Source organism: Vibrio sp. YQ_11 (assembly GCF_043103065.1).
Classification (GTDB): Bacteria; Pseudomonadota; Gammaproteobacteria; order Enterobacterales; family Vibrionaceae; genus Vibrio; species Vibrio parahaemolyticus.
This window is the reverse complement of sequence record NZ_JBICJM010000016.1, coordinates 1-25,673: the sequence shown is the minus strand read 5'-3', so window position 1 is coordinate 25,673 and position 25,673 is coordinate 1. Positions and strand designations below refer to the sequence as shown.

20 protein-coding genes, 1 tRNA gene and 1 other RNA gene are annotated in these 25,673 nt (G+C 44.9%); 7 read left to right on the top strand and 15 right to left on the bottom strand.

Annotation, left to right across the window (positions count from 1 at the left end):
• Nucleotide 1: 1 nt before the first annotated feature.
• On the top strand, nt 2-1,162 hold the full coding sequence (locus ACF8EG_RS10895; RefSeq protein WP_005461150.1) for a DUF1887 family protein: 1,161 nt from the start codon (nt 2-4) through the stop codon (nt 1,160-1,162).
• A gap of 191 nt (nt 1,163-1,353) precedes the next feature.
• Here ACF8EG_RS10895 and udp read toward each other — a convergent pair whose 3' ends face one another.
• The 4 genes from udp to ACF8EG_RS10875 form a co-directional block, all read right to left on the bottom strand.
• On the bottom strand, nt 1,354-2,112 hold the full coding sequence (udp, locus tag ACF8EG_RS10890; protein WP_005461152.1) for a uridine phosphorylase: 759 nt from the start codon (nt 2,110-2,112) through the stop codon (nt 1,354-1,356).
• Nucleotides 2,113-2,422: 310 nt separating this feature from the next.
• Nucleotides 2,423-4,729, bottom strand: a complete 2,307-nt coding sequence (locus ACF8EG_RS10885) for a zinc/cadmium/mercury/lead-transporting ATPase (protein ID WP_015296453.1) — start codon at nt 4,727-4,729, stop codon at nt 2,423-2,425.
• A gap of 183 nt (nt 4,730-4,912) precedes the next feature.
• Nucleotides 4,913-5,332, bottom strand: a complete 420-nt coding sequence (locus ACF8EG_RS10880) for a CBS domain-containing protein (RefSeq protein WP_005461138.1) — start codon at nt 5,330-5,332, stop codon at nt 4,913-4,915.
• A 343-nt stretch (nt 5,333-5,675) separates the two neighbouring features.
• Entirely contained in the window at nt 5,676-7,295 is a 1,620-nt protein-coding gene (locus ACF8EG_RS10875; protein ID WP_069507235.1) for an NAD(P)/FAD-dependent oxidoreductase, read from the bottom strand.
• Between the two features lie 205 nt (nt 7,296-7,500).
• On the opposite strand from ACF8EG_RS10875, the gene fdxA reads away from it, so the two are divergent.
• Nucleotides 7,501-7,824 carry a ferredoxin FdxA gene (fdxA, locus tag ACF8EG_RS10870; protein WP_005461160.1) on the top strand — a complete coding sequence of 108 codons (324 nt, stop codon included), beginning with the start codon at nt 7,501-7,503 and terminating at the stop codon, nt 7,822-7,824.
• Nucleotides 7,825-7,915: 91 nt separating this feature from the next.
• Here fdxA and ACF8EG_RS10865 read toward each other — a convergent pair whose 3' ends face one another.
• From ACF8EG_RS10865 to ACF8EG_RS10850, 4 genes are all read right to left on the bottom strand, one after another.
• Nucleotides 7,916-8,650 (bottom strand): RNA methyltransferase, encoded by a 735-nt coding sequence (locus ACF8EG_RS10865; protein WP_005495942.1) that lies wholly within the window; start codon nt 8,648-8,650, stop codon nt 7,916-7,918.
• A gap of 132 nt (nt 8,651-8,782) precedes the next feature.
• An RNA gene (gene ffs / locus ACF8EG_RS10860) (signal recognition particle sRNA small type) lies at nt 8,783-8,879 on the bottom strand.
• 137 nt (nt 8,880-9,016) lie between these two features.
• Nucleotides 9,017-11,020, bottom strand: coding sequence for a GGDEF domain-containing protein (locus ACF8EG_RS10855; RefSeq protein WP_025634376.1), 2,004 nt, complete (start codon nt 11,018-11,020; stop codon nt 9,017-9,019).
• 160 nt (nt 11,021-11,180) lie between these two features.
• Nucleotides 11,181-11,924: a hypothetical protein gene (locus tag ACF8EG_RS10850; protein ID WP_069507237.1), complete on the bottom strand. Its 744-nt coding sequence runs from the start codon at nt 11,922-11,924 to the stop codon at nt 11,181-11,183.
• 268 nt (nt 11,925-12,192) lie between these two features.
• Between ACF8EG_RS10850 and ACF8EG_RS10845 the strand changes: the two genes are divergently transcribed.
• On the top strand, nt 12,193-12,495 hold the full coding sequence (locus tag ACF8EG_RS10845; RefSeq protein ID WP_069507239.1) for a DNA base-flipping protein: 303 nt from the start codon (nt 12,193-12,195) through the stop codon (nt 12,493-12,495).
• 29 nt (nt 12,496-12,524) lie between these two features.
• On the opposite strand, the gene ACF8EG_RS10840 is transcribed toward ACF8EG_RS10845, so the two are convergent.
• Complete coding sequence (locus ACF8EG_RS10840; RefSeq protein WP_069507241.1) at nt 12,525-12,959, bottom strand: YbaY family lipoprotein; 435 nt, start codon at nt 12,957-12,959, stop codon at nt 12,525-12,527.
• Nucleotides 12,960-13,270: 311 nt separating this feature from the next.
• Here ACF8EG_RS10840 and tesB point away from each other — a divergent pair, with 311 nt between their 5' ends.
• Nucleotides 13,271-14,131: an acyl-CoA thioesterase II gene (tesB, locus tag ACF8EG_RS10835; protein WP_005461165.1), complete on the top strand. Its 861-nt coding sequence runs from the start codon at nt 13,271-13,273 to the stop codon at nt 14,129-14,131.
• A 64-nt stretch (nt 14,132-14,195) separates the two neighbouring features.
• On the opposite strand, the gene ACF8EG_RS10830 is transcribed toward tesB, so the two are convergent.
• Entirely contained in the window at nt 14,196-17,240 is a 3,045-nt protein-coding gene (locus ACF8EG_RS10830; RefSeq protein ID WP_069507243.1) for a D-Tyr-tRNAtyr deacylase, read from the bottom strand.
• Nucleotides 17,241-17,696: 456 nt separating this feature from the next.
• The gene (locus ACF8EG_RS10825) at nt 17,697-18,161 is read right to left on the bottom strand and encodes an Lrp/AsnC family transcriptional regulator (RefSeq protein ID WP_005481879.1); all 465 of its coding nucleotides are present in this window, start codon (nt 18,159-18,161) and stop codon (nt 17,697-17,699) included.
• 139 nt (nt 18,162-18,300) lie between these two features.
• On the opposite strand from ACF8EG_RS10825, the gene ACF8EG_RS10820 reads away from it, so the two are divergent.
• Complete coding sequence (locus ACF8EG_RS10820) at nt 18,301-19,395, top strand: PLP-dependent cysteine synthase family protein (protein ID WP_031778272.1); 1,095 nt, start codon at nt 18,301-18,303, stop codon at nt 19,393-19,395.
• Nucleotides 19,396-19,456: 61 nt separating this feature from the next.
• Here ACF8EG_RS10820 and ACF8EG_RS10815 read toward each other — a convergent pair whose 3' ends face one another.
• Nucleotides 19,457-19,774: a DUF1244 domain-containing protein gene (locus ACF8EG_RS10815; RefSeq protein WP_021449582.1), complete on the bottom strand. Its 318-nt coding sequence runs from the start codon at nt 19,772-19,774 to the stop codon at nt 19,457-19,459.
• A 215-nt stretch (nt 19,775-19,989) separates the two neighbouring features.
• Here ACF8EG_RS10815 and ACF8EG_RS10810 point away from each other — a divergent pair, with 215 nt between their 5' ends.
• Nucleotides 19,990-20,565: a porin family protein gene (locus ACF8EG_RS10810; protein WP_005461140.1), complete on the top strand. Its 576-nt coding sequence runs from the start codon at nt 19,990-19,992 to the stop codon at nt 20,563-20,565.
• A 90-nt stretch (nt 20,566-20,655) separates the two neighbouring features.
• On the opposite strand, the gene ACF8EG_RS10805 is transcribed toward ACF8EG_RS10810, so the two are convergent.
• From ACF8EG_RS10805 to vmeE, 3 genes are all read right to left on the bottom strand, one after another.
• Nucleotides 20,656-20,853, bottom strand: coding sequence for a type II secretion system protein (locus ACF8EG_RS10805; protein ID WP_005461161.1), 198 nt, complete (start codon nt 20,851-20,853; stop codon nt 20,656-20,658).
• Between the two features lie 221 nt (nt 20,854-21,074).
• Nucleotides 21,075-24,188 (bottom strand): multidrug efflux RND transporter permease subunit VmeF, encoded by a 3,114-nt coding sequence (gene vmeF, locus ACF8EG_RS10800; RefSeq protein WP_065788063.1) that lies wholly within the window; start codon nt 24,186-24,188, stop codon nt 21,075-21,077.
• Entirely contained in the window at nt 24,188-25,282 is a 1,095-nt protein-coding gene (gene vmeE, locus ACF8EG_RS10795) for a multidrug efflux RND transporter periplasmic adaptor subunit VmeE (protein WP_024699974.1), read from the bottom strand. Before vmeE ends, vmeF begins: the two co-directional genes overlap by 1 nt.
• 282 nt (nt 25,283-25,564) lie before the next feature.
• On the opposite strand from vmeE, the gene ACF8EG_RS10790 reads away from it, so the two are divergent.
• Nucleotides 25,565-25,649, top strand: a tRNA-Tyr gene (locus ACF8EG_RS10790).
• Nucleotides 25,650-25,673: the final 24 nt, after the last annotated feature.

Genomic DNA, 25,673 nt, shown 5'->3' with positions numbered 1-25,673 from the left:
TATGGCTGTTCATGTTGGTATTATCGACCAAGACCCAGTGAGATTGGTCACTCCTCTATTGGATAATCGCACTTTAAGCACACATATCGTATTCATTGGTGACAAAACACAGGTAGATATGTTTGACCGACTGAGTAGCGTGTTAGAGCAGCGAGAGATTACTTCTGAATTTTTTGAAATTCCGTCGGCTGTCAATACAACCCTGATTAAACAATCGATTCAAAAGCTCGCGAAAGATCTTCACGACCGTGGAGAAGACGTCAAACTGAACGCAAGCTGTGGCCTTCGTCATCGATTGTTGTCGGTTTACGAGGTTTTCCGTACTTATCGCTGGCCTATCTTCGTGGTTGAACCAAACAGTGACAAACTTTGCTGGCTTTACCCAGATGGCAAAGAAGATACGCAAGTTGAAGACCACATTACTATCTCCGACTACCTAACCATTTTCGGTGCGCGCGGCGAGTTCCACCACGTAGACCTTCCTCCTCTTCTTGATCAAAAACTGTATGAGCTTGGCGAACGCTGGGCGTCAAATGCGCTTGAATTGGGCCCAGGCTTGGCGACACTCAACTACCTTGCGACAACCTGCCGTAAGGAGCAGAAGCTGGATGTGGAGCTGTCTGAGAAGCAACAAGGCTACCGTGAACTCAACATGCTGCTGTCGGATCTTGTCGAAGCACAGATCGCGACTTACGAAAATGGCATTTTGACCTTCGCGAACGAAGACGCACGTCGATTCTCTAACGGCGAATGGTTGGAGACCCTAGTTCACAGCACTGTGAAGCAAATCCAAGACACCATGCCAACGATTCAAGACCGCTCTTTGAATGTTCAGGTTTATCGTAAGCTGGGTGAAAGTGAAGTACGTAACGAGCTAGACGTAGCAACGGTTGTAAATAACAAGCTGCACATCATTGAGTGTAAAACGAAAGGCATGCGCGATGATGGTGACGATACGCTGTACAAACTGGAATCTTTGCGTGACCTGCTAGGCGGTCTACAAGCACGCGCTATGCTGGTGAGCTTCCGCCCTCTTCGTCACAATGATATTACTCGTGCAGAGGATCTTGGCCTTGCGCTTATCGGCCCTGAAGAGCTGAAAGATCTCAAAACGCATCTTGCAAAATGGTTTGAAGCCGCTGGCGGTTCTGACGAAATTTAGTCGCCCCCCTAAAACACGAAAGCAGCTCACTGGAGCTGCTTTTTTAATGCCTGTTTTTAGTGCCTATCCTAGCTTCAATCACTTTGCGTTTCAGAATCTAGAAAATCGCACCTTGAACAAGGCACATAGAAAAACCCAGAGGCAAGCCTCTGGGTTTTTCTGTTTGTTTAAATGCCAACTAAAGTGAGCGCTTAAAGCATTTTACGTGCTGCTTCTACTACAACTTTAATTGAGCGAGCTTCCGTTTCTTTCAGTGTTGAATGATCTGGAATCTCTTTTTGTGTACGGTTGATGATTACACCCGCCACACAACCTGCTTTCAGGCCAGAGCTTGCACACATGGTAAGTAGCGTTGCTGATTCCATTTCGAAGTTCAGCACGCCCATGTCTTGCCACTCTTTCATAGAGCCTTGGAAACGCTTCACAACACGACCAGTGAATGTGTCGTAACGCTCTTGACCTGGGTAGAAAGTGTCACTTGAAGCAGTCACACCCATATGAACTGTTGCACCAGATTCTTCAACTGCTGCTTTCATCGCGGTTGCAACATCAAAGTCTGCAACTGCTGGGAATTCCATTGGAGCGAAGTGTAGGCTTGCACCATCTAGACGAACAGAACCCGTTGTCACGATCATATCGCCTACGTTTACGTGTGGTTGAATTGCACCAGTCGTACCTACGCGTAGGAATGTGCGAACACCAAGCTGTGCTAACTCTTCTACTGCGATAGAGGTAGATGGACCACCGATACCTGTTGAACAAACCACAACTGGCTTACCGTCTAGTTCTGCGCGGTAAAGCGTGTATTCGCGGTGACTTGCTAGGAATACAGGGTTTTCCATTTGTTCTGCGATTTTTTGAACACGCGCTGGATCACCTGGAATGATGGCTAGAGTTGCACCATTAAGATCAGCTTCAGTAACACCTAAATGGAATACAGCTTGAGACATATGTCGCTCCTTATTGTGGCTTATTTTGTAAACAATAAGCTCATTAGTAAGTTGTTGGGTACAGGAGCACTGTAGCGAACCTTGCACCAACATAGAGTGATCACAATCACATTGATAAAATGTAATAAATCTACAATTTCAAATTAAAACGGTTTAGATCACATTATTCGGGCAAATTTATCATTTCGTTGCATAACAACAAGTCCGACGGCTCAGATTGCATTCACAAAACTTATAGTGCTCACAGAAACATAAAAACCCGAGACGAGAAACGCCTCGGGTTAAATATAGAGCAACTTTGAGAATAGCGTTATTGCACTTGTTTAGATTCAAACCGCAGAAGTCGTAGCGCATTGAGTGTCACTAACGCAGTCGCCCCACTGTCTGCCAAAACCGCAACCCAAAGCCCAGTGATACCCAATAAACTGGTGACTAAGAACACGCCTTTTAAGCCAAGCGCCAATGCTACGTTTTGACGAATGTTATTGAGCGTCGCACGTGATAATTCAATCATTGCTGGCAATTCAACCAAGCGGTTGTGCGTTAGTGCCGCATCAGCAGTTTCTAATGCGACATCAGTACCTCCGCCCATCGCGATACCAATGCTAGACGCTTTCATCGCAGGTGCGTCGTTAATACCATCACCAACCATCGCAACCGTGTGCTCAGTAGAAAGTTGTTCCACATAACGTACTTTATCGGCAGGCAACAAGCTCGCTTTGTAATCCAAACCAATTTGATGGGCTATCGCTTCCGCACTGCGTGGGTTGTCCCCCGTCAACATCACAGAACTCACGCCCAACATTTTCAACGTGGCGATTGCCTGTTGAGCATCTTGACGAAGAGTATCTTGCCACGCGATCACGCCAATAACTTCGTAATCGTGACGAACGATAACCACGGTTTTGCCTTGTTCTTCCAGTTCAATAACACGTTGTTCAACTTTCGAAGAAACAGGGAAGTCCGCTTTTGATGGCGCAATAACTTGCACTAATTTACCGTTCACCAAACCTGTTACACCAGAGCCGACTTGAGCAGTTTTATCACTTGCCTCAGGAATCGAAACGCCTTGTTCTTCAGCCCGCTTCACTAATGAAACCGCTAAAGGATGGCTTGACCCCATCTCGATAGAAGCCGTTAAACTCAGTAGTGTTTCTTCTGTTACATCATAAGTCACCACGTCCGTTACTTGCGGTTTACCTTGTGTCAACGTACCTGTTTTATCAAACGCGACCGACTCCACTTTGCCAAGCAACTCAAGCGCTGCCCCACCTTTGATCAATGCACCACGGCGTGCCGCAGCAGCCAGACCCGACGTAATCGCAGCAGGCGTTGAAATAACCAAGGCACAAGGACAAGCGATTAAGAGCAATGCTAAACCACGGTACACCCATGTTTCCCAAGGTTGAGCGAACAGTAATGGTGGCGTAACGATGACAGCAAGAGACACCAGCATCATAAGTGGCGTGTACCAGCGACTGAATTTATCGAGGAATCGTTCTAACGGCGCTTTGCGCGATTCAGCTTCTTCAATCAAATGAAGGATGCGGTCAATGGCATTTTCACCTTGGCGGGAGGTCACTTGCACCTGCACTACTTTATCGACTACCACCGCCCCCGCCATGATTTTCCCGCCCTCTTCATGCTCAACAGGAACTGATTCACCGGTCAATGCACTTTCATCAAAGCTGGCTAACGTCGTCATCAATACACCATCAGCAGGCAAACGACCGCCAGGTGCCACTTCAATGACGTCCCCAGGTTGAAGCTGAGACGCTGGCACTTCTTTGCGTACACCATCAATGATCAGCGTGGTGTTTTCTGGCACCAAATCCATTAAGGCCTGAACGCCACTTCGAGCTCGTGACGATGCGTATGCTTCTAGCTTTTCACCAATAAGGAAGAGCAATAACACCATCGCGGCTTCTGCGGTTTCACCTAAGTACAACGCACCTAATGCAGCAACACTCATCAGTGTTTCAATGGCAAATGGTGTGCCACCACGAGCCAGTTTGACTGCCTTACGGGCAATAGGATACAAACCCAGCAAACAAGTTAAAGTAAAAATCCAGCTACTAAGTTGAGGGTTGATGCTTGCGACAAGGCCCGCAAATGCCATTGCACCTGCGATCGATAAAATCTGTAGATTGTCTTGAACAAAACCGAACCAGCCTTTGTTCTCTTTCTTTTGCTTTGGTTTATCCAGCGCAGAAAGCGGGAAACCAGTTTGGCGCGCTGTTTGTTCGATGATCGAACTTAGGGAATGGTCATCAAAATCGACAACTAACTTTTCTGTAGCAAAAAGGACTTTAGCATTCGTAACGCCTTGCAATGACATGATGGCTTTTTCAAGCTTTTGCGCGCAAGATGGGCAATCCATGTCGGACACGAGCCAACTGCTACGGACTGAGGATTCTCGCAGTTCCGCGGGGCCTTCTTCATCGGCGGTGTCCGAACTGCAACAGCCTCCACTACAGCAAGAGCTTTCAACAGTATCAACACCCGCTTGAGCAATATTTAGCGTCGGTTTAGTTGGCGCGCAGCAAGAGTCATGGGCACTGAGTGGCACCGCAGTTTTGATTTTGCCTGACTGGCAACCTTGATGTTTTGTACACATAGTTTGTTTTCCTTATTGGCTGAGACTGTTCATCTACCACTAAGGATAAACCTTGGAGCTAGCTCCAAGGTCAAGGCGAATTTTGTTAAAAGAGAAAAATAACCACTTCGCTCAACCTCAGCCTTTTTCCGAAAAAAGAAAGACGCCGCAGCGCCTTTCGAAGTAGTCATGTCGATGTCGTCATCAAACTGGATGTTTAAAGCATTCGTTCAACGTCATCCCAATAGCGCGCAGAACATCACGGCGAGTGATGATGCCAACAAGTTTTCCTCGGTCGTCAACTACTGGGTACATTTTTGGCTTACCGACTTTCATCATATCCGCCAATTCAATGACCGACATTTCTGGCGAGACGGACAACACATCTTCATGCATACACTCTTGCACAGTATGTGTATCTTGGCAGTGGTAGCTGGCTTTCACCAACTTATCTAACAAATCTTGTTCAGATAAGAACCCCACTACTTTTTCGTTTTCATCAATGACTGGACCACCAAGCGTCACGCTCTGCATCACTTTGTTCAAAGCGGCTGTGAGTGACATGTCTTTAGTGAAAGTCACCGCTTGCAACGTCATGTAATCTTTTACTTTTAATGAATGCATTCTTATCTCCTTAGCGGCATTTTATTGCGGCCCTAAGATAAGTGTCGTCTACTTTCTTGATTTTACTAAATGGAAATTAGCAATTTTGTTCATAGGCGTAGTCTATTGATCTCTATCAAAATTCATTTATCTACTGCTCTCAAGCTAAATCTTGTTGCATATTTATCCCAGAAAGAAAAATTTATCTGCAGAAGTAAACACCAACAAAAGCCAGAGACATGACGAGGAAACGTCTCAAATGTCGCGCAGAAAATGCTCACTAATCCTAATTAGCTATGCAGCACATACAAAAAAGCCAGTCAGCAAAACTGACTGGCTTTCATCAAATCAAAAAGTGATTTAATTATGCATCTTCCATTGCTGCAACGATGTCACGCGCAACCGCCTCTGCGACTTTAATACCATCGATACCAGCAGAAAGAATACCACCAGCGTAACCTGCACCTTCACCCGCAGGGTAGAAGCCTTTTAAGTTTACACTTTGGAAATCTTTACCGCGCTTAATGCAAACTGGTGAAGAGGTACGAGTCTCAACGCCAGTCAGTAGACCATCTTCAGATGCAAAACCTTTGATCTTACGATCGAAAGCTGGAATGGCTTCACGAATCGCTTCTACCGCAAATGGAGGCAGCGCTTTCGATAAGTCTGTGAGCTTAATGCCCGGCGTGAATGATGGCTCAACATCACCAAGTTGACTTGGATCGCGACCTTTCAGGAAGTCACCGATTTTCTGTGCTGGCGCATCGTAGTTTTCGCCGCCTAGTTTGTAAGCGTTAGATTCAAGTTCACGTTGGAAACGGATACCTGCTAGAGGATCACCCGGATAATCCACCTCAGGAGAGATACCCACAACAATCGCACTGTTTGCGTTACGCTCTGCACGAGAGTATTGGCTCATGCCGTTCGTCACTACGCGACCTTCTTCAGATGTCGCCGCAACAACAGTGCCGCCTGGACACATACAGAAGCTGTACACGGTACGACCATTTTTACAATGGTGAACCAGTTTATAATCCGCAGCACCAAGAATTGGGTGACCCGCATTTGGACCAAAACGCGCTTCGTCGATCATCGATTGCTTGTGCTCGATACGGAAGCCAACCGAGAATGGTTTCGCCTCCATGTACACACCACGCTCGTGCAACATTTCAAATGTATCACGCGCACTGTGACCAACGGCCAATACCACGTGACGAGATTTGATCTCTTCACCGTTTGACAATGTCACGCCAGTGATTTGACCGTCTTCCATATGAAGATCATCAACACGAGTACTGAAACGAATTTCACCACCTAGCTCGATGATAGTCGCACGCATTTTCTCGATCATCGTTACCAGCTTGAAAGTACCGATGTGCGGTTTACTTACGTATAGAATTTCTTCTGGTGCGCCAGCCTCTACAAATTCAGTGATCACTTTGCGACCGTAGAAGTTTGGATCTTTCACTTGGCTGTACAACTTACCGTCAGAGAACGTACCCGCACCGCCCTCACCAAACTGTACGTTTGATTCTGGGTTTAGCGTGCGTTTACGCCAGAAACCGAAAGTATCTTTAGTACGTTCACGTACTTCTTTACCACGTTCAACAATGATTGGGTTGAAACCCATTTGAGCCAACACCAAACCAGCAAACAAACCACATGGACCAAAACCGATGACGATTGGGCGCTCTGTTAGGTTCTCAGGTGCTTTCGCAACAAACTTGTATTCCATGTCTGGTGTTTGGCGAACGTGAGGATCGTTTGCGAACTTCGCTAGCAACGCGGTTTCATCGCCTTCAACGATGATGTCTAGCGTGTAAATAAGATGAATATTGGTTTTCTTACGAGCATCGTAGCCGCGTCTAAAGACGTTAAAAGAGATAACTTTCTCAGCAGGAATGCCAAGTTTTTTAGTGATCGCGTCTAATAGCGCGCCTTCCTCATGATCAAGAGGAAGCTTAATTTCATTAATACGAATCATGTCGATGTCTCGTTATAGTAGGTGTCTTAGCCAAAAAACCTAACGGCCCCCAGCTCACAATGGCGCGCATTTTACGAGAAATTGAATTGTCTGTCATACTAAATCAAGGTTGGACGACGGATTTAACTTGGTGAATGTTGAATTTTGCCTTGGGATGAGTATTATCCCCCTTCTTTGATTTTGACTAACTTAAGAGCTGATTATCATGGCGTTTGTCGTAACCGATAACTGTATCCAATGTAAATACACCGACTGTGTCGCGGTGTGCCCGGCTGACGCCTTCCACGAAGGTCCAAACTTCATGGTAATCAACCCAATAGAATGTATCGACTGTGGCTTGTGTGTTGACGAGTGTGCCGCAGCGGCAATCTTCCAAGAAGACGAGCTGCCTGAAGATCAAACCATCTACAAAGAGCTCAACGCCGAACTCGCAGAAATCTGGCCGGTACAAACTGAAGTGAAACCAGCGATGGATGAAGCGGAAAAATGGAACGGCGTGCCAAACAAGTTGGATATGTTAGAAAAATAACCGCATTCAAAACGAAAAAAGCGTAATGAACCTCAGCTTGAAATCGCCTGGACCGTTACGCTTTTTTTGTATCTAAAATTCGTTGATACGATTAGCTGTGCTGACGACGCATGTTGTCCAAAATGATGCCCGTCGCCATTGCTACGTTTAAAGATTCTGCGCCACCGAAAGCAGGAATCGTGATCTTATCTGTCACGAACTTGGACGCTTCTTCTCGCACACCATGTGACTCGCTGCCCATCAACAAAATACCTTCTGCTGAAAAATCAGTTTTATGCACGCTCTCACCTTCAAGGAAAGCACCATACACTGGCAAGTTTGCTTCAGCTAAGTAGCTTGGCAAATCAACCAAACTCACTTGCACACGCCCAAAACTGCCCATTGTCGCGCTAATGGTTTTTGGGTTATACGGGTCTGCACAGTCAGTGCTCGCAATAATGTGCTTAATGCCATACCAGTCAGCTACACGGATAATCGTACCTAGGTTACCAGGGTCTGAAACACCATCCAGAGCAATCATCAAGCCCTTTGCCTGTGGTTCTTTTACGTTTGGAATCTCTACCACAGCAATGGCTGCGTTGTTGCTCACAAGCGTACTTGCTTTGGTTAGATCATCAAGCGACGCTTCAACGCACTCAAAACCACTTAGCTCTTGGCGGTGACTTTCCAAAAAGTCTGCCGTAGCAAAAATTTGCTTCACAACCAATGAGCTGCTCGCCAACTCTAATACGTTCTTTTCACCTTGAACAAGAAACAAACCATGCGCTTTACGCTGTTTCTTTTGGCCCAAAGCACGAAGCAGTTTTAGTTGGTTTTTTGAAATCATGACAATATCTCAGGTGGAAAGTGAATACTTGGCGAATTAAAACAAGCGTGATTATAAAGTAAAGTGCTCAAGGCAAAAAGAGATGTTAAAAACGAAAAAGCCCCGCTATATAAGCGGGGCTTTTAAAGGGTGGGACCCCAGCCACATCCCGGCACACAAGTCACACGCTGCGGCTGCTTCCTTCCGGACCTGACCGAGTTCACGAGCTATTGTTGCGAGAGGACCAGAGCCCCATAATTCTTTTTTGAAGGCTTGCCTCAAATGATGTTGGAGATTATTCAGTATCGGCCTTCATAATGCAAGGGCAAAAACCGCTAAATCCACTATTCTTCATTCGTTTGGACAAAACTCGATCAATTCATCCATTTAAGACTGAACAAGATAGTCGCTAGAACCAGAATAGTGACGAGAAGAATGTTTGCTGACGTACATATCTTCATCCGCCAAATGCAGCGCTTGTTCCAAGCTCATGTGCTGCTTTCGTTTCTCAGAAACACCAACTGAAATCGTGACAGTTTTCAGCTCTGCGCACAATTTATCGGTAACATCCAATCGACTCAGTTCCTGAATGGCTCGCGAAAGCTCTATTTGTGTTGGGTATCCGAGCAAAATAAATTCGTCACCGCCAATACGATAGCTTCGCCCAGACCACACTCGATGTATCTTCAGCGAAAGCAATTGCAGCACTTCATCACCGGCTAAATGACCGTAGGTATCGTTGATTTGTTTGAAGTGATTAATATCTAAATAAAGAATCGCCAAATCCTTATTCACCCCTTGGCGATACTTAACTTGCAAAGAGCGACGATTCCTCAACCCAGTTAAATTATCGGTGTTGGATTGACGATACAGATAGAGAGAAACACAAATTGCCAATACAAGTACGAATAGAAATACCGCTTGGGTTTGTGTTGCCAATCGCACCTCATACTCTAACGCCGTGCGCCAATCTGGACGCAAATCGTATTGAGCCACAATTTTGTCAACGCCCAACATCGCAATCGCGCGGCTAAAATATGGCGCTAACATTGCACCGCGTTCATTCGCGACGAGGCCGATAGACAACTGCGAACTGTAAAACTCCCCTATCGCGGTATCTTGTTCGATGGGCACAAGCTCGCTCAAACGAAGGAAATGGTTGAGCATTGCCGTATCCATTGGGATGTAATCCACCTCCCCTTTAAGCAATGCTTCAATAAGATCGTGCTGCGTGTTAAAGCGCTCAAGCTCTTTCAACGGTAAAAGCTGAGTCATCATTTGATCGAAAAAATCGTCTTTGACTACACCGATTCTTTCTGAGATCAATTGTGACACATGGGAATAAGTGTTTGGCTTGTAACCCAATCGCTTGACCATTACTGAAGCTGGTGAATAGTGCGGTCTTGGGAAATAGCTGAATTCATGCCGCTCTCTGCTCACCGTTAATGGTGCCAAAATATCAAATTCACCTTTCATAAACTGGCGATACATCGACTCCCAACTTTCGTTAGGCTCACTGATGATCACACAGTTTAAATCCAGAATTTCACAGCTTTGTAGAACGATATCGGCTGTCATCCCTTGTACGGTGCCATCAGGGTTGTACACCACATAAGGAAAGATGGATTCCATTTTGATTCGAATTGGCTCTTTTAAATCGACAGGCAGTAACTTGATCGCATCTCGCAGGGCTGAACGTCTCAACTCAAATTGATACAACGCGATTTGCTCACGAAGTTGCTTTTGTACCGCTTCACCATGAATAAACGAGGCAAAGGTATCCAACTCTTCTAAGTGGTGACCTTTTTTACTAATGATAGAAACAGGTTTGATGGAGATCTGATCGTTGAGCATTTTGGCATCAAACCCTTCCAACAACATTGGTTTGAGTTGGTTAATCGCATCAACCACGCCATCCACTAAACCAGTTTGTAACAAACGTACTGCTTCGTTATGACCTTTATAAGGAACTTGTTTTAACTCTGGATGATACTGTTTGATCAGTTCTGAGTAGATGGTGTTTTGAGGCACACCAACACGCGAAATATCATCTAATGTCGAGTCGCTCAGCCCATATAAGTATGTGTATTCAATGTTTGTTGGTCGGGAATAGCTGAAACGCTCGGCGCGAGTATCGGTATAGGTAATGTTGGCAGCAAAGTCTGCGTCTTCATTCGCGACTGCATCTAAAATGGCATCAAAACTCGCGTAGTTGATGTACTCAACACTCACACCAAATTCAGTGGATACCGCATCAAATAAAACGCGAGTGACAACATCATCCGCTTCCGTCGCGATTTTATAGTGAGGCTGTAATGAAGGTTCGGCCTTTACATGAAGGCTTGGCAACAGGCAAGCGAAAAGCAGCAGAGTTCGAGCAAGTGTGATCATGACAAACTTATCTAAAATTAACCACTTACGATGTGGTTATTATTATGGAAAGTAGAATAATTATGAAATGATGAACATATACTAATTCACTTATTGTTTCACAATCAATTCAACAGTCTGCCGCACTGGTCACTTTTTCCTCTGAATGCCTACAACTATTTTATAACTCCGCCTGCTCGTCACTACTACGTAAGATGTAGTCCGTCATCCAAGCAGTTCCCAACAAACAGATCCAGACCACAAATACAGGATTTGGTACATCCGTATTAGGGCTCACCACCAACGCTGCAAAACCGACGGTTGGTAGTGTCCAACAAAGCAACTTACTCCAGCGAATCGAGTCTTTTAATTTGGCGAGTGTTTCCATCGAAGCCAACATCCCAGTAATGCTCAACGCCACCAGCACCGCGTAATGAAGATCGGCAATCCATAGAGGCAATAGTAAAAGCAAAGGCCACCAGCTGTGTTTTTCTGAGCGTTTCCAATGCGTTGCTGCCCACCACATGACCACAACAGAAAACGTTTGAACCACGGTCACCCAAGCTGAACCATCAAGCTTACCGCCTTGTTGCGTGACCATCAGCCCTACTTGTAAGGTAATCACAATCAAACCGGTGGTAAGGAGAACGCCAAGAGAGCTGCGATGTGAGAACACCACCATAAGTAACGGGAATAGAATCAGCACGCCAACAGACAACGCAATGGGCTGCATCGAAAGCGTCGCACCAAACACCATCATAGCGCCGAGCAACACTAAGCCAGCAAGGCCACCTTGAGGCAACAGCCATAATGCCGGGATCATGAGCGCGAGTACTGGGATTTCGCCCTCACTCAAACTCATCGCTCGAGCACACACAACGGCAAGAAAAGTTGTGATGAAAAATTGAAGTGTTGAAAAAATCATAGCGCCTCCTGGCTTCCCCACCAACTTGGTAACTCAACGGCAAATAAAACTGGGTATCTAAAGTCGTTGAGTGGGTCTAGATTCAAGCTTAGCTTATCGTTAATTTGTATTTCGTGCGCTTGATGCACCAATTTGTCTTTAGTTAAAAGGGCTTTAAAAAGGCATCTAACTCACTAGCAACAAATGTTAACCATGCACAAGAACTGTTAGCGAAATACAAGTCGTGTGTATTACCATTCCTTAGCAAGCCACAACGGACAGTTTCAGTATGGACCAATTTTTAGTGCAAATCTTTGCTGTAATTCACCAAATTCCAAAAGGAAAAGTATCGACCTACGGCGAAATTGCCAAAATGGCAGGCTATCCGGGATACGCCAGACACGTAGGAAAAGCTCTTGGGAGTTTGCCAGAAGGTAGCAAATTGCCTTGGTTTCGAGTCATCAATGGTCAAGGGAAGATATCGCTGAAAGGCAGAGACTTAGACAGGCAAAAGCAGAAATTAGAAGCAGAAGGGATCGAAGTGTCTGAGATAGGAAAAATCGCCCTCAGAAAATACAAATGGCAGCCTTAGGCTGCCATTTTTGTTCGCTATGTTTGGTATTAACGCGTACCAACTAGACGAATATCCAACTGGTGAGTTTGTGCTTCATCTGTGATCACACCGTTATGCGTATCACTGATGAAACGCAATTTACCATCGACTTCAATACGCGCGCGCACGCTGTAAGTGTGATTCGGTTTAATTTCGTTGCTGTCGTAACTCAGCTCAAACGAAAGAGGAACTTGCTTACCTTCTGTTTCGAACGTTTGTTTTGCTAGAAGCTTAGATGGCGCATCAGCCAAAGACACATCTTCTAGTGTTACCGTAACCACAGCATTTGGTGGTAGAGCAATACGTTCACGGTAAGCCACTGTACCTGTAATTGTCTTCATTGACGCCTCAGCAGATTCCATTTCTGTTGTTTGAGAAGTTTGGCACCCCACTAACGTAGCGCCAAAAAGTAAAGAAGTAACAAGTAGTAGTGTTTTTTTCATATATTCCTCAAGAAGAGTATTAAATCGGGATAAGTATAGGGTTGGAATATAAAACTGTCTTGTTTCCTTTCGTTTATTTGACAATAGTTTGACTAAGTTAGAATTTTTCAAACAATTGATTTCGTTTCATAATTAGGACTAGCCGGACTTTTCCTGCAAAGCAGAAACGTTGTTACCATTCATTTTGCCTTATTCGTAGGTTTAAGGATGAGACTACTATTAAGTCACTCAACAGTTCTAAACAAAGTCACTTCACAGAGCATCAGATCTTGAGGTAACGTGAAGAAAAAACACATCGGTGAGGAGACACAATGAGTAAACCATTACGAGAATTGCTCAGCCTACTACAACTCGAAAAATTAGAAGAAGGCTTGTTTCGTGGACAAAGTGAAAACCTAGGTTTACCTCAAGTCTACGGCGGCCAAGTGATTGGACAAGCCCTCTCAGCGGCGCGTTACACAGTAGAAGAAACACGCACTGTGCACTCCTTCCATAGCTATTTTCTCTACCCTGGAGACCCTGAAAAGCCGATCATTTACGATGTGGAAAATTTAAGAGATGGACGTAGCTTTAGCACTAGACGCGTTAAAGCAGTGCAAAATGGACGACCTATTTTTTATCTAACGGCTTCTTATCACGGCGATCAACCGGGGTTCGATCACCAGAAAGCCATGCCAGATATTCCGGGGCCTGAAAACTTCGCCTCAGAGAGTGAACTCGCAAGTCATATTGCGGAGTTTCTGCCAGAGCGCTTGCGTAAAACATTCTGCGGAGAAAAACCGATTGAGACTCGCCCTGTCACGGTGATCAATCCTCTAAAACCCAAAAAAGCGGAGCCAAAACAGTACCTTTGGATTCGTGCTAACGGTGAGATGCCAGATAACCAACTGATTCATCAATACTTGCTGGCTTACGCGTCAGATTGGGGATTTTTGGTCACGGCGATGCATCCACATGAAGTGTCGTTAATGACGCCGAATTTCCAAGTTGCGACGATTGACCATTCAATCTGGTTCCATCGTCCCTTCAAGATGGATGAGTGGCTTTTGTACGCAATAGAAAGCCCAACGGCGAGTAATACTCGTGGCTTAGTGCGTGGCGAAATTTATAACCAGCAAGGTCATTTGGTGGCGACTGCCGTACAAGAAGGAGTCATGCGCTACACGAAGTAACCCGCGCGCATTAGACGCAAAAAGGAGTGCTCAGCACTCCTTTTTAGTAGGTATCAAACGATGATTAATTCGGTTGATACTTCATGGTTACCACTGACCACTCATAAAGTGATTTCGGATAGCCATACTTGCTTTTTCCGTACACCACATTTGGCTTGGCATAAAAACCGCCGTCATCACTCGCTAAGAACTCACGTTGACCGCGACGGTAGTACATGACTGGCGCTGCCAACTCATACTCAATATTTTCTAGTTTAGAGTCGTCAATCACTAAAAAGCGAGTCATACGAATCGTACTACCGTTCGCACAATAACCTGCAGCATCATAATCAATTGCATCGAATGGTTTTAGATCATTAGAAAACAGATCCGCAGTACAGCCATCAAATCGAGCAACATGCACCCAGACTGCCTTTTGTTGGGTTCGGTCATCGCTACCCACTGGTTTTAACAAGAACAGCGCGACCTTACCTTTGCCAAATTTTTGCAGCTCATCATCCGTCGGTTCACGTACCGAACGCGACCCCATGATGCCAAACTCACTTTCTTCTAAATTGGAAAACTGTGGGGCACTGAGGGTACTGACGATGACGGTTTGTTCGCTATCAAGTTGTGTGTATTTATCTGCAACACCCGATTCTGCCAAATCGACATGAACCGTAACTCTAGTTCTTGGTAACGCTTTGTAATCTCGCGATTCACTCTCAGAAATATCCAACGCAATAGAATGATATTGAGAGTAATTAGTTAGCGTCAACTCAGCTTTCGCATTGTCTAACGTGGCAAGCTCTTCGCTCACGGTATCAGCAAATGCGTAAGTACGAGTGCCTACCGTTTTACCAAAATCCAAACTAATCGTCTTAAATGGCGTAAATTCCACAGTTTGAAGCTTCGTCGTAAGACCTGGATGATCCGCTTTATTAATGGTGCCGTTAACCAATACGGTTTTAGTTGTATAGTTACGTGCAGTTAACGTCACTTCCACTTGGTAGTCGCCAGCATGCAGCACTTTCAAACGACCAGAATCTGAAGATAACAACTCAACCACCGGCTCAGCTTGGTTAATCAGACGGTAGCTTGCTTTGGCTTCTCCCCCACTCATCACAGGTGTGATAACCGCACCAGCAGAAAAGTCCAGAGTTGGATAAGTAATAGAAACCGGGTTGCTACCTTGTTTAATCGTTACAGCAAAGCTACTTTCACCTGGAGTAAACTTATCGTTACCTGCGTCCGACACAATAACTCTGGTGCTACCCGCATTCAGAATGCGCATATCACCCGTTTTGCGATCTAAGGAAACCACATCGGTTGCAGAATCCGTCGCAAATCGGTAGCTCACTTCGCCAACCGTACCGAGAATCGATGGTTTTTGGACATAAGGTTGGTTGATGTTCCACGTACCTTCTACTACGCCTGACTGGATAGCAATTCGGCTTGGCGCACTCAGAATGTTAAAGCGAACTTTTTGATCTGGGCCGGCCGTGTAATTTGCACTCTCTTTCCTGCGAACCGTTAACGTCGTTTGACCCGCTTTGTAGACACGAATAAGACCGTCACCAATAACATCTGCAACGCCTGGAGAAGTATTGTCAACGACTTCCAAATGATCATTGCTGGCCGTTAAACCAAAATCACGCTGCAAGTTAAAATCGTAGTCTTTGCTGTATACCATTTCATAATCTTGCGTCGTCATCGCTTGGCCTTGCGCTTTCGCAACTTTGATCACAACATTGAATTGAATTGGTTGGTACAAGTCACCGCCATCATCTTCAAACTTAAGACGATATTCGCCCGCGGTATCCACTTCTAAGTTGCCATCCTTCATTCGAAGACCTTCAGGGAACCCACCAATCAGACTGACTTTGCCTTTCTGACCAGCAAACGTCATTGGAATAGCCAGTTTAGGCTGATAAGTGAGAGACATTTCCACGTCTTTCATTACCGGATGAGGTGCGCGTTCGATTTCAATGTTGAAGCGGGTTTTACTTGCTGGATAATTACGCAAGTCGTATTCGTAGGCTTCAACTTCTGCGCTACCAACGCCTTTGATCAGCAACGCTTCACCATCCGTAGTTTTAGCGACAACATCTTCACCATTGATGATGCGATATCCATAATCGCCGCGAGCGTGCGCAACTTGAGGGAAAATGCGTCCACCGTCTTCATACGTCTTAGCGATATTCGCAACACTGATGGCTTGACGTTGACCCTGTTTCACATCGACCACAAACTGAGCGACTTGCTGCTTGTTTAAGAAAGCATCGCTGTATGTTGCTGTCGCCTCGACGGTTACCTGACCAACGTTGTGGATCAAAAGCAAACCCGTTTCTGGGTTTAGTAACTCGGCAACCTCGTTGTCTGGTTCGCTGCGCAAAATTTTGTAAGTGATATTTTGCGTTTCAACTTTATCCAAACGTGAAGGCGCTAAGGTTAAACCGTCTCGATACTCATCTTCGATTAAGGCAAATTTAAGTTGCTCAGCACCTATCGCATACAATGTTACGGTTGCACGAACTTGCTTAGGTAGATATAAGTCGTTACCTGAATCGGAAATCAGTACAGAAGCCTGACCCGCAGAACCAAGTGAATAAACAACGCCGTTATCATCAACTTGAATGAGGTTCTGCCCGCTTTCGACTTGGTAACTCAGTTTACCTTTCTGCCCACGCACGGTCAGAGCTTTCCCGTCAGGATCGAGTGCTACTAGGCTTAAATCACTGGCAGAAAGATCATTGTTAAAACCTCGTTCAACCGTGACCGAAAACGTCGTTTCAGAAGATTCGTACACAGAACTGGTATCTGTTGCACGAATTATCGCGGTGCCTGGACGCAGGATTTGAAATACTCCCGAATCATTCACTCTCACCACATTCGGCGGATTTGAATCAATGACTTGGTAAGATACTGAGCCGCGAACGTTGCTCAATAGTGTCTGAGTGATGGTTCCCACACCCTCAAACTGCAACGAGGCATCTTCAACAATCAGCTGTGGACGACTCTGCTTCGTGATAGAAGTTGGAGAGCTTGTATTGCTCGGCTTGGAGTCACCTCCTCCACCGCAACCAGCAAGTAAAGCAGCAAGAAAAATCAAATAATAATTTCTGTTCATTTTTAGTAATAATTTGTTACATCTCAAGGGGCGAGATAATAATACGATGTTTTATTAATCGCTATCCCTATTGTTGATGACTTTATTACTTAAGTATTTACTACTATATTAAGGGTAAAAATAAATTCTGATAAATGGCGAGAAAATTACCCGAAAAAACGCGAAGCAAACGTTTAAATTAATGTAATTAATTAATTTAGAAAGAGTGAATATTCAACAAAATAAAACAGGAAAAATAATGAAGAAAAATTGCGTTAATTTTGGGCGGGCTATGCTGTATGGACATTAACAGATTAGAAAAACATAATTATCTAATACACAAATAAAAGCAAGAACGAATCTCGTTTATATTTAATAAAAGAGATTTGTATTTTAAAACTGGAATAATGTCACTCTTACATTCCATTTTAATGTCTCGTCAGTAACAACTATTATTCCAGTAACTGTAAACTTAGATTAGCTTCGAATTGGCAACTCAGTGGTATATTTAATCGACTCCATTGCAAATGTTGAAGTCACGTTAGAGAGCCCCTTTACACTATTCACTAAGCGCTTATAAAACTCGTCAAAACACTTCATATCTTTCACCAGCACTTTCATCATGTAGTCATACTCGCCGGCCATACGATAAAACTCCATCACCTCAGGGAAATCACTCACTGTTGTGACAAAATGGTGATACCAATCTTCGGAGTGATCGATGGTTTTTAGCTGAACAAAAGCGATAAAAGACAAGTCGAGTTTTTCTGCGCTCAGTAACGCGACGCGCTTTTCAATGTAGCCTTCCTCTTCCAACCTTTTTAAACGCTTCCAACATGGTGTTGTTGTCAGATTGACTCGCTCTGCTAAGTCATTTAATGACAAGGTGCTGTCGGTTTGTAGCAAAGCAAGCAGCTGTTTATCGACTCGATCTAATTTCATTTCTATAAAAACCAAAAGATGTAGAAAACTTTTCTATCCCAATACCCATCAAGAGCAACTATAGCAAAGTTTTTCTCTCACCTTATAGGTAAATTATCCCTATCTAATGCTTATCTATCGATTTCCAAGGGGAGACGCCATGTGTACTGACCACGACTGGATCAACAATGCAGTGCGTAAAATTGAAGCGGATTTTCAACGCTCTGCTGATACTCATTTATTTAAACTCGAACTGCCTTCTCTTGATGGTATCGATATCTACCTAAAAGATGAGAGCACGCATCCAACAGGCTCTCTCAAACACCGATTGGCGCGTTCGTTGTTTCTTTATGCGATTTGTAATGGGTGGATTGGTCCTGAAACCACAGTAATTGAAGCATCCTCAGGCAGCACTGCCGTTTCAGAAGCGTATTTCGCTCGCTTACTTGGCTTACCTTTCATTGCCGTTATGCCAAAAACCACCGCGCGTAAAAAGATTGAACAAATTGAGTTTTACGGTGGCAAAGCACACCTTGTTGAACGCTCAGATCAGATTTATGACGAGTCTCGACGTTTGGCTCAAGAGTTAAATGGTCACTACATGGATCAGTTTACTTATGCTGAACGTGCAACTGACTGGCGCGGCAACAACAACATCGCTAACTCGATCTTCAGCCAAATGCAGTTAGAAGATCACCCAATTCCGAGTTGGGTGGTGATGAGTCCAGGAACTGGTGGCACATCAGCAACCATTGGCCGCTTTATTCGTTACCAAAAATACGACACTAAACTGTGTGTGGTAGACCCTGAAAACTCAGTGTTTTACGACGCCTTCCAATCCGGCAACAGTGAATTAAAAGGCAATACTGGCAGCAAAATTGAAGGCATCGGCCGACCACGTGTTGAGCCAAGCTTTATCGCCGGTGTGGTTGATGAGATGCGAAAAATTCCTGATGCGGCAAGTGTCGCAACCGCGCATTGGGTTTCTCAGCTGATTGGACGTAAAGTTGGTGCATCTACGGGGACGAACCTCTACGGTGTGCTTCAACTAGCCTGCGAAATGAAACAACGCGGTGAAACAGGCTCTATCGTGACACTTCTATGTGACTCTGGTGAGCGTTACTTAGATACGTATTACGACTTAGCATGGGTAAAAGAGAACATCGGTGATATTCAACCTTACCTCGCGCAACTTGAAGTCATTCAAGCGAAAGGCTGTGTTGAGCCGGCATGTTGCGGTCCAATTACCGCTTAAGATGCAAATTCGAATGTAAAAACAGCCCGCTTATGTGCGGGCTGTTTTTTATTGATTGGGATTACTTTTTCTGACGCGCTTCAAACGCGGCCAATTGTTCTGGCGTTGCTGCTGGTTGATGGTTTTGTTTCCACTCATCATAAGTCATGCCGTAAACACGTTCGCGAGCGTCATCAATATCTAAATCCAAACCGAGATTTTCAGCCTCTGCTTTGTACCATTTGCTAAAGCAGTTACGACAGAAGCCCGCAAGGATCATCAGGTCGATGTTTTGCACATCTTTGTTTGCATCTAAATGCGCCAATAAACGACGAAATGTCGCTGCGTCTAACTTGTCTTGTTCTTCTTGAGTTAGATTTTTATATTTGAATTCAGCCACTTTACTTTCCTTCTCTCTTATTTGTTTGGCTTTCGTCACCATATCCAGTTAGTCCACTTTCATAAGTAGAAAGTATGCTTTAGCGCAACAATTCCCATTCGAAAATCACTACCTTTGAACAAAAACTGATATGATAAGCGCCATCTATCTTATTGATTAAATTAATATTAACACAAATCATTACAACGGTCTTTTACAAAGGTTATCGTCAAGTTATGAAAAACGCCATCCTATTATTGTCTGCCTTGACCATCAGTGTGCCGACTTTTGCTGCTCAAGAACAAACTCATCAATCTTATTTTTATCTGGGTACTGGTAACGTTGGTTTCGATACGCCGTATTTTGGATCAGACAGAGACAATGAGTGGTCCACACCGCATATCACTGTTGGCTGGGGCTATTATGTTAATCAATACCTTGCGTTTGAAGGTGTGCTTCGTTACTCCCAAAACGAGCTTAAGAACGACACGCTAAAAACAGATTTGGATTTGCACTATTACCAAGCAGGCATGTCAGCGGTATTGACCAGTGACAACTTAGGCGACACACCACTCTCTTTGTTTGGCCGCGTGACCGCTTTGGGGACTCAAGCAGAAATGTATGTTCCAAATGCCCAGAAAGTGACTGACGACTCTGGCGCACTGTTTAACGTGGGAGCTGGAGTTCATTGGGATATGAGTAAAGATATCTGGTTGCGCGCAGAGTACATCTACAATGTCGCAGATATGGGTTTTGAAGACTTTTACGACAGCTATGAAGGTCTACAAATAAGCTTAGGAAAACGCTTCTAGCGCGACGTTGAACCCAGAATTTGAAGTTAAATGTAAAGAAGCCGAGGCAAATGCCTCAGCTTCTTTTATCAATCTAAAAAGTAGCTTTGCTTATTGAGCGGAAAATTTTTCTGCGGTCTCTTTGTTTACATGACTACTAGGTTGAACAGTATCAAGTGACGCTAAAATACCATCTTGATGACCTTTTAGCGCATTCGTAAACGTTGGAAGTGCAGTGGTGACTAACAACGCCATAATACCCGCAACCAGAACCATTTCTACCATGTAACTACCACGAACTTTTTTCAAGGGAACACCTCAATAATCATAGGTATAGCCACCTTCCTGGCTTTATACCTAGCAAGACTCGACATTCAGTCATAAACGATGAGCGAGTCCTGTGCCCCTCGAAGAAGTGGCGAAATAATAACCACAATTAATGGTTAGATCTATAAATAATCATTAGAAATATAAAAAAACGCCGAACAAAAATGGTTCGGCGTTTTTAATCAAAGCGTTACATGTTGTCGTTAAGGATGCACTGTGCGGCCTTTCGAATCGTGGCTGAGCGCTTTGTTCAGTTCTGCTTCTACATGACCTGGAGCTTGTGTTTTCGCAGAAATCAGTCGGTACATCGCAGGGATAACAAACAAGGTCACCAATGTAGCAAACCCCATCCCGAAAAAGATAACCGTACCCACGGCAATACGGCTCTCATAACCAGCACCTGTTGATACGATCAACGGGATTGCACCTGCAAGTGTGGTAAACGCAGTCATCAAAATTGGGCGTAGACGTCGCGCGGCGGCATCAATGATCGCTTTTTCAAACTCAACGCCACGGTCACGTAGCTGGTTGGCAAATTCTACTATCAAAATGCCGTTTTTCGTTACCATACCGATCAACATGATCATGCCGATCTGGCTGTAAATGTTCATTCCTTGCCCCATTACGACCAAACCAAGGAAACCACCAAACACACCCATTGGTACAGTGAACATTACTACTAGCGGGTTCACGAAGCTTTCAAACTGAGCCGCCAACACGAGATACGCCACCAGCAATGCCAGTGCAAACACAACTGCGACACTCGCTTGGTTCTCTTTAAAGTCTTTCGACTCACCCGAATAACTCACAGAAATGTCACCCGGCAAGTTGTCGATGGCTTGCTGATCGAGGTAATTCAGCGCTTCACCCAATGTATAACCTTCGGAAAGATTTGCAGTAATGGTGATGGACTTCTGCTTGTTGTAGTGAGACAGACGGATAGATGCTGCCACTTCTTCTATTTTCGTGACCGTGTCTAATGTCACTAGCTCGCCACTGTTGGTACGCAGATAAATCTGGCTCAAATCGGCAGCATTATTGAAGCTATTTTCATCACCACGAAGGTAAACATCATACTCTTCGCCACGCTCAACATAAGTCGTTTCGCTTTTACCACCGAGCATAATTTCTAACGTGTCAGAAATGTCTTTTACGCTAACACCGAGTTCAGCCGCGCGTTGTTTGTCGACCGTAACTAACAGCTCTGGCGTTTTCTCGGAGTAGTCTATCTCAGCGCCTTCCATCATTGGCGATTCTTCGGCTTTGTTCTTCAACAGTTCAGCCCAGACGAGAAGCTCATCATAATCAGAACCACCTAATACAAACTGAACTGGCTCACTCGAACCACCTTGGAAACCTGGCATAAATGGGAACACTCGAACATCAGGGATACCCGCCAATGCACCACGTACTTTGTTGAGCGCTTCCTGAGCCGTTACATCACGTTCATTCCAATCTTCTAGAATCATGATCACAAAGCCAGTTTGGTCACCTGCCTGACCACCGAACGCTGGCGTTTGGATGCTGAATGACTTCAGATAACCTTGCCCTAGCAATGGCATCAATCGGTCTTCGACAATATCCATATTGGCTGACATTCGGTTGTACGACGTAGCATCTGCGCCGCGTACAAACGCAAAAATCACACCGCGATCTTCTTGTGGCGTCAATTGAGCTGGTACTTGATTCATTAGGAAGTAACTGCCGCCCATACAAGCCAGAATCACCAAAGGCGCAGCCAAGCGAGCTTTCAATGCTCTTTTCAATAATGAGCGGTAGCCATTCTCTAGCTTGCTAAACAGGCGATCGACCACTTCGTTGAATCGATTGGGTTTTACATTTGCCTTTAGGATCTGACTGCCCAACACCGGTGTAAGTGTCAGTGCAATCAAAGAGGAGAAAATTACCGACATCGCCAGCAATACAGAAAACTCTGTAAATAGCAGCCCTACCATGCCATCCATAAAGGAAATTGGCAGAAACACCATCACCAGCACCAACGTTGTCGCGATAACCGCAAAACCAACCTCTCGAGTGCCTTTGTACGCGGCAAGCAGAGGCGATTCACCACGTTCAATATGGTGGAAGATGTTTTCAACAACCACAATCGCGTCGTCCACCACTAAACCAATAGACAGGATCAACGCCATCAAAGTGATCAAGTTGATAGAAAAGCCAAAGTAGTACGCGGCAATGAACGAAGAGATCAGAGAAACGGGCACCGTAACCGCAGGGATTAGAGTTGCACGAGCTTGGCCGATGAAAATATACAACACCAAGATCACCAAGCCGCCTGTAATAAACAGCGTGCTGTACACCTCTTCGATTGAACGCTCGATAAATACTGTCGCGTCGTAATCAATCGCGAGACGTGTTCCTTCTGGTAAGAACTTCTGAATGTTATCGACTTCAGAACGAACCAGCTTCGCCACTTCTAGCGGGTTTGCATCTGACTGCGGTACTACACCAAGACTGATGTTTACAACACCGTCACTTTTGAAGGTCGAGTTTTCGTTTTCTGCACCAATAAAGACATCCGCCACATCTTTTAAGTAGATAGGCGTGTTGTCGCTTGCACGTTTAATGACAAGATATTGGAAGTCCTCAGGCGTGTTATAAGTACGAGCCGTACGCACCGACATCACTGTCGAGTCGTTGCGAACTTCACCCCCCGGGCTTTCTAGGTTCTCACTTCGTAAAGCTGATGTAATATCCGATGCCGTGACCGCACGACCAGCCATAAGCTCTGGTTTGAGTTTCACGTACATGACTTTGTACAAACCGCCAGAGAGATCGATAGAACTCACACCCGTGATCAAACTGAAACGATCCATCAGAACACGCTCGGCATAATCCGTCAGCTGTGTGCGGTCCATTTCAGAAGAACTTAGATTAATGTAAAGGGACGCTTCACCCGAACCATTGTTCTTGTAAACAATTGGGTCATCTGCTTCATCAGGTAACGAGCGCTGAGCACGAGCAACGGCGTCACGCACATCACTCACCCCAGTATTCAGATCGTAACCTAACTCAAAGGTGATCGTGATGCGTGACATGCTGTTACGAGTGGTGGAACTGATTTCATCAATGCCACTGATCCCAGAAAGCTGATCTTCCAATACGGAGGTGATTTGGCTTTCAATAATGGTCGCCGACGCGCCTTCATAACGCGTGCTGATAGAAACGACTGGGCTCTCAATATCAGGCATTTCACGAACAGCTAATTTGGTGAATGACACAAAGCCAAATACACACAACAGCATACTCAGAACTAACGCCGCGACAGGGCGTTTAACTGAAACGTCGGAAAGTAACATTAGTTTTCTTCCTCAGCCGATTCACTGTCATTGCCTGTCACATCCGCAGTGTTAGCTTTGAGTGGCGCGACAATTTCTTTCACTTCAACGCCATCACGCATGTTAACAATGCCTTGAACAACGATCTTGTCACCAATCTCAACGCCAGATTCAATCACTACTTCGTTGTCGACACGCGCACCCAGCAACACCTCTTGGCGAGTCGCTTTGTTGTTTTCATCAATTACATATACAAAGCGTTTGGTGCCTGAGTATTCAAGTGCTTGAACAGGAATGATCGGCGCTTTAATAGCAGGAAATGCCAGTGAAGCGTTCATCAACATACCCGGTTTCAATTGGTTTTCTGGGTTATCAAACTCAATGCGCACGCGCAAATTCAATGTCTCTGCACTGATTCTGGTATCAATACCAGTGACTTTCCCAGAAAAACGTTGTTCACCCCAAGCACTGGTCTTCGCGGCAACTTCCATTCCAACTGACAACATCGACAAATAACGTTCTGGAATTTGTAAATCCAACTCCATGACCGACAGATCGTCTAATGTCAGAAGCTCAGTTCCTGCGCTAACCATTTTCCCGCGGCTGAAATCGATAAATCCAACCGTTCCAGAAAAGGGCGCGGTGATATGCAGATCGGCGAGATTCGCTTTCGCAGCATCAAGTCGAGCCTGAGCAATCTCCACGCTTGCTTTTTGTGCATCAATTTCGGTTTGAGTAATTGCGTTTCGTTTAACTAAACGCTGAAATTCTTTTAACTTACGTTCTTCATCTTTTAAGTAAGCTTTTGCCTCTACCAGTGCTGCTTGCGCTTTATCATCATCCAATTGAATTAACAGTTGGTTTTGCTGCACGTTCTGGTTTGCTTTTACTGCAATTTTTTTGACCTTACCTGCAACTTCTGAAGCGACAACCACAGACTCTGCCGCCTTCAATTTGCCGATAAGGGATAAAGATTGATTAATTTCGTGCGTTTCTACTTGCTCAGTCACAACCGTGACCGCAGACGGACCTCGCTTTGCTGCAAAAGCGCTAGGGGAAGCCATTAATATAGAAAGCGTTAAAACAGATAAGGATAAAGTGGCTTTCATGCTCATGATCTTGACTACTAAACGAATAAACTTATGTCATTAAACTGCTTACAGTTTATCAATAGATACGTCTTTTAACGTCAAGTAGTGTAAATTCCAGTAAAAAGTATATTTTCGTTCTGTATAAAGGACATACAAAACGCTGACTTTCTACCATCTTTGCCCAAAAAGGCAGCATTCAACGTAAAAACGCTAGAAAAACGCTTTACAGCCGGAGCGAGTTTGCTATGATGCGCTCCGCACTTGAGAGATGCGTTGGGAAAACATTTTTCAAGTATAAAACACCCTGGAGGGGTTCCCGAGTGGCCAAAGGGAGCAGACTGTAAATCTGCCGGCTCCGCCTTCGATGGTTCGAATCCGTCCCCCTCCACCATATTCTTTCTTGTGATTTTGTCAT

Coding starts and splice junctions, on each gene's coding strand:
- ACF8EG_RS10895 (WP_005461150.1), top strand. CDS start 2: ATGGCTGTTCATGTTGGTATTATCGACCAAGACCCAGTGAGATTGGTC.
- udp (WP_005461152.1), bottom strand. CDS start 2,112: ATGTCTCAAGCTGTATTCCATTTAGGTGTTACTGAAGCTGATCTTAAT.
- ACF8EG_RS10885 (WP_015296453.1), bottom strand. CDS start 4,729: ATGTGTACAAAACATCAAGGTTGCCAGTCAGGCAAAATCAAAACTGCG.
- ACF8EG_RS10880 (WP_005461138.1), bottom strand. CDS start 5,332: ATGCATTCATTAAAAGTAAAAGATTACATGACGTTGCAAGCGGTGACT.
- ACF8EG_RS10875 (WP_069507235.1), bottom strand. CDS start 7,295: ATGATTCGTATTAATGAAATTAAGCTTCCTCTTGATCATGAGGAAGGC.
- fdxA (WP_005461160.1), top strand. CDS start 7,501: ATGGCGTTTGTCGTAACCGATAACTGTATCCAATGTAAATACACCGAC.
- ACF8EG_RS10865 (WP_005495942.1), bottom strand. CDS start 8,650: ATGATTTCAAAAAACCAACTAAAACTGCTTCGTGCTTTGGGCCAAAAG.
- ACF8EG_RS10855 (WP_025634376.1), bottom strand. CDS start 11,020: ATGATCACACTTGCTCGAACTCTGCTGCTTTTCGCTTGCCTGTTGCCA.
- ACF8EG_RS10850 (WP_069507237.1), bottom strand. CDS start 11,924: ATGATTTTTTCAACACTTCAATTTTTCATCACAACTTTTCTTGCCGTT.
- ACF8EG_RS10845 (WP_069507239.1), top strand. CDS start 12,193: ATGGACCAATTTTTAGTGCAAATCTTTGCTGTAATTCACCAAATTCCA.
- ACF8EG_RS10840 (WP_069507241.1), bottom strand. CDS start 12,959: ATGAAAAAAACACTACTACTTGTTACTTCTTTACTTTTTGGCGCTACG.
- tesB (WP_005461165.1), top strand. CDS start 13,271: ATGAGTAAACCATTACGAGAATTGCTCAGCCTACTACAACTCGAAAAA.
- ACF8EG_RS10830 (WP_069507243.1), bottom strand. CDS start 17,240: ATGAACAGAAATTATTATTTGATTTTTCTTGCTGCTTTACTTGCTGGT.
- ACF8EG_RS10825 (WP_005481879.1), bottom strand. CDS start 18,161: ATGAAATTAGATCGAGTCGATAAACAGCTGCTTGCTTTGCTACAAACC.
- ACF8EG_RS10820 (WP_031778272.1), top strand. CDS start 18,301: ATGTGTACTGACCACGACTGGATCAACAATGCAGTGCGTAAAATTGAA.
- ACF8EG_RS10810 (WP_005461140.1), top strand. CDS start 19,990: ATGAAAAACGCCATCCTATTATTGTCTGCCTTGACCATCAGTGTGCCG.
- vmeF (WP_065788063.1), bottom strand. CDS start 24,188: ATGTTACTTTCCGACGTTTCAGTTAAACGCCCTGTCGCGGCGTTAGTT.
- vmeE (WP_024699974.1), bottom strand. CDS start 25,282: ATGAGCATGAAAGCCACTTTATCCTTATCTGTTTTAACGCTTTCTATA.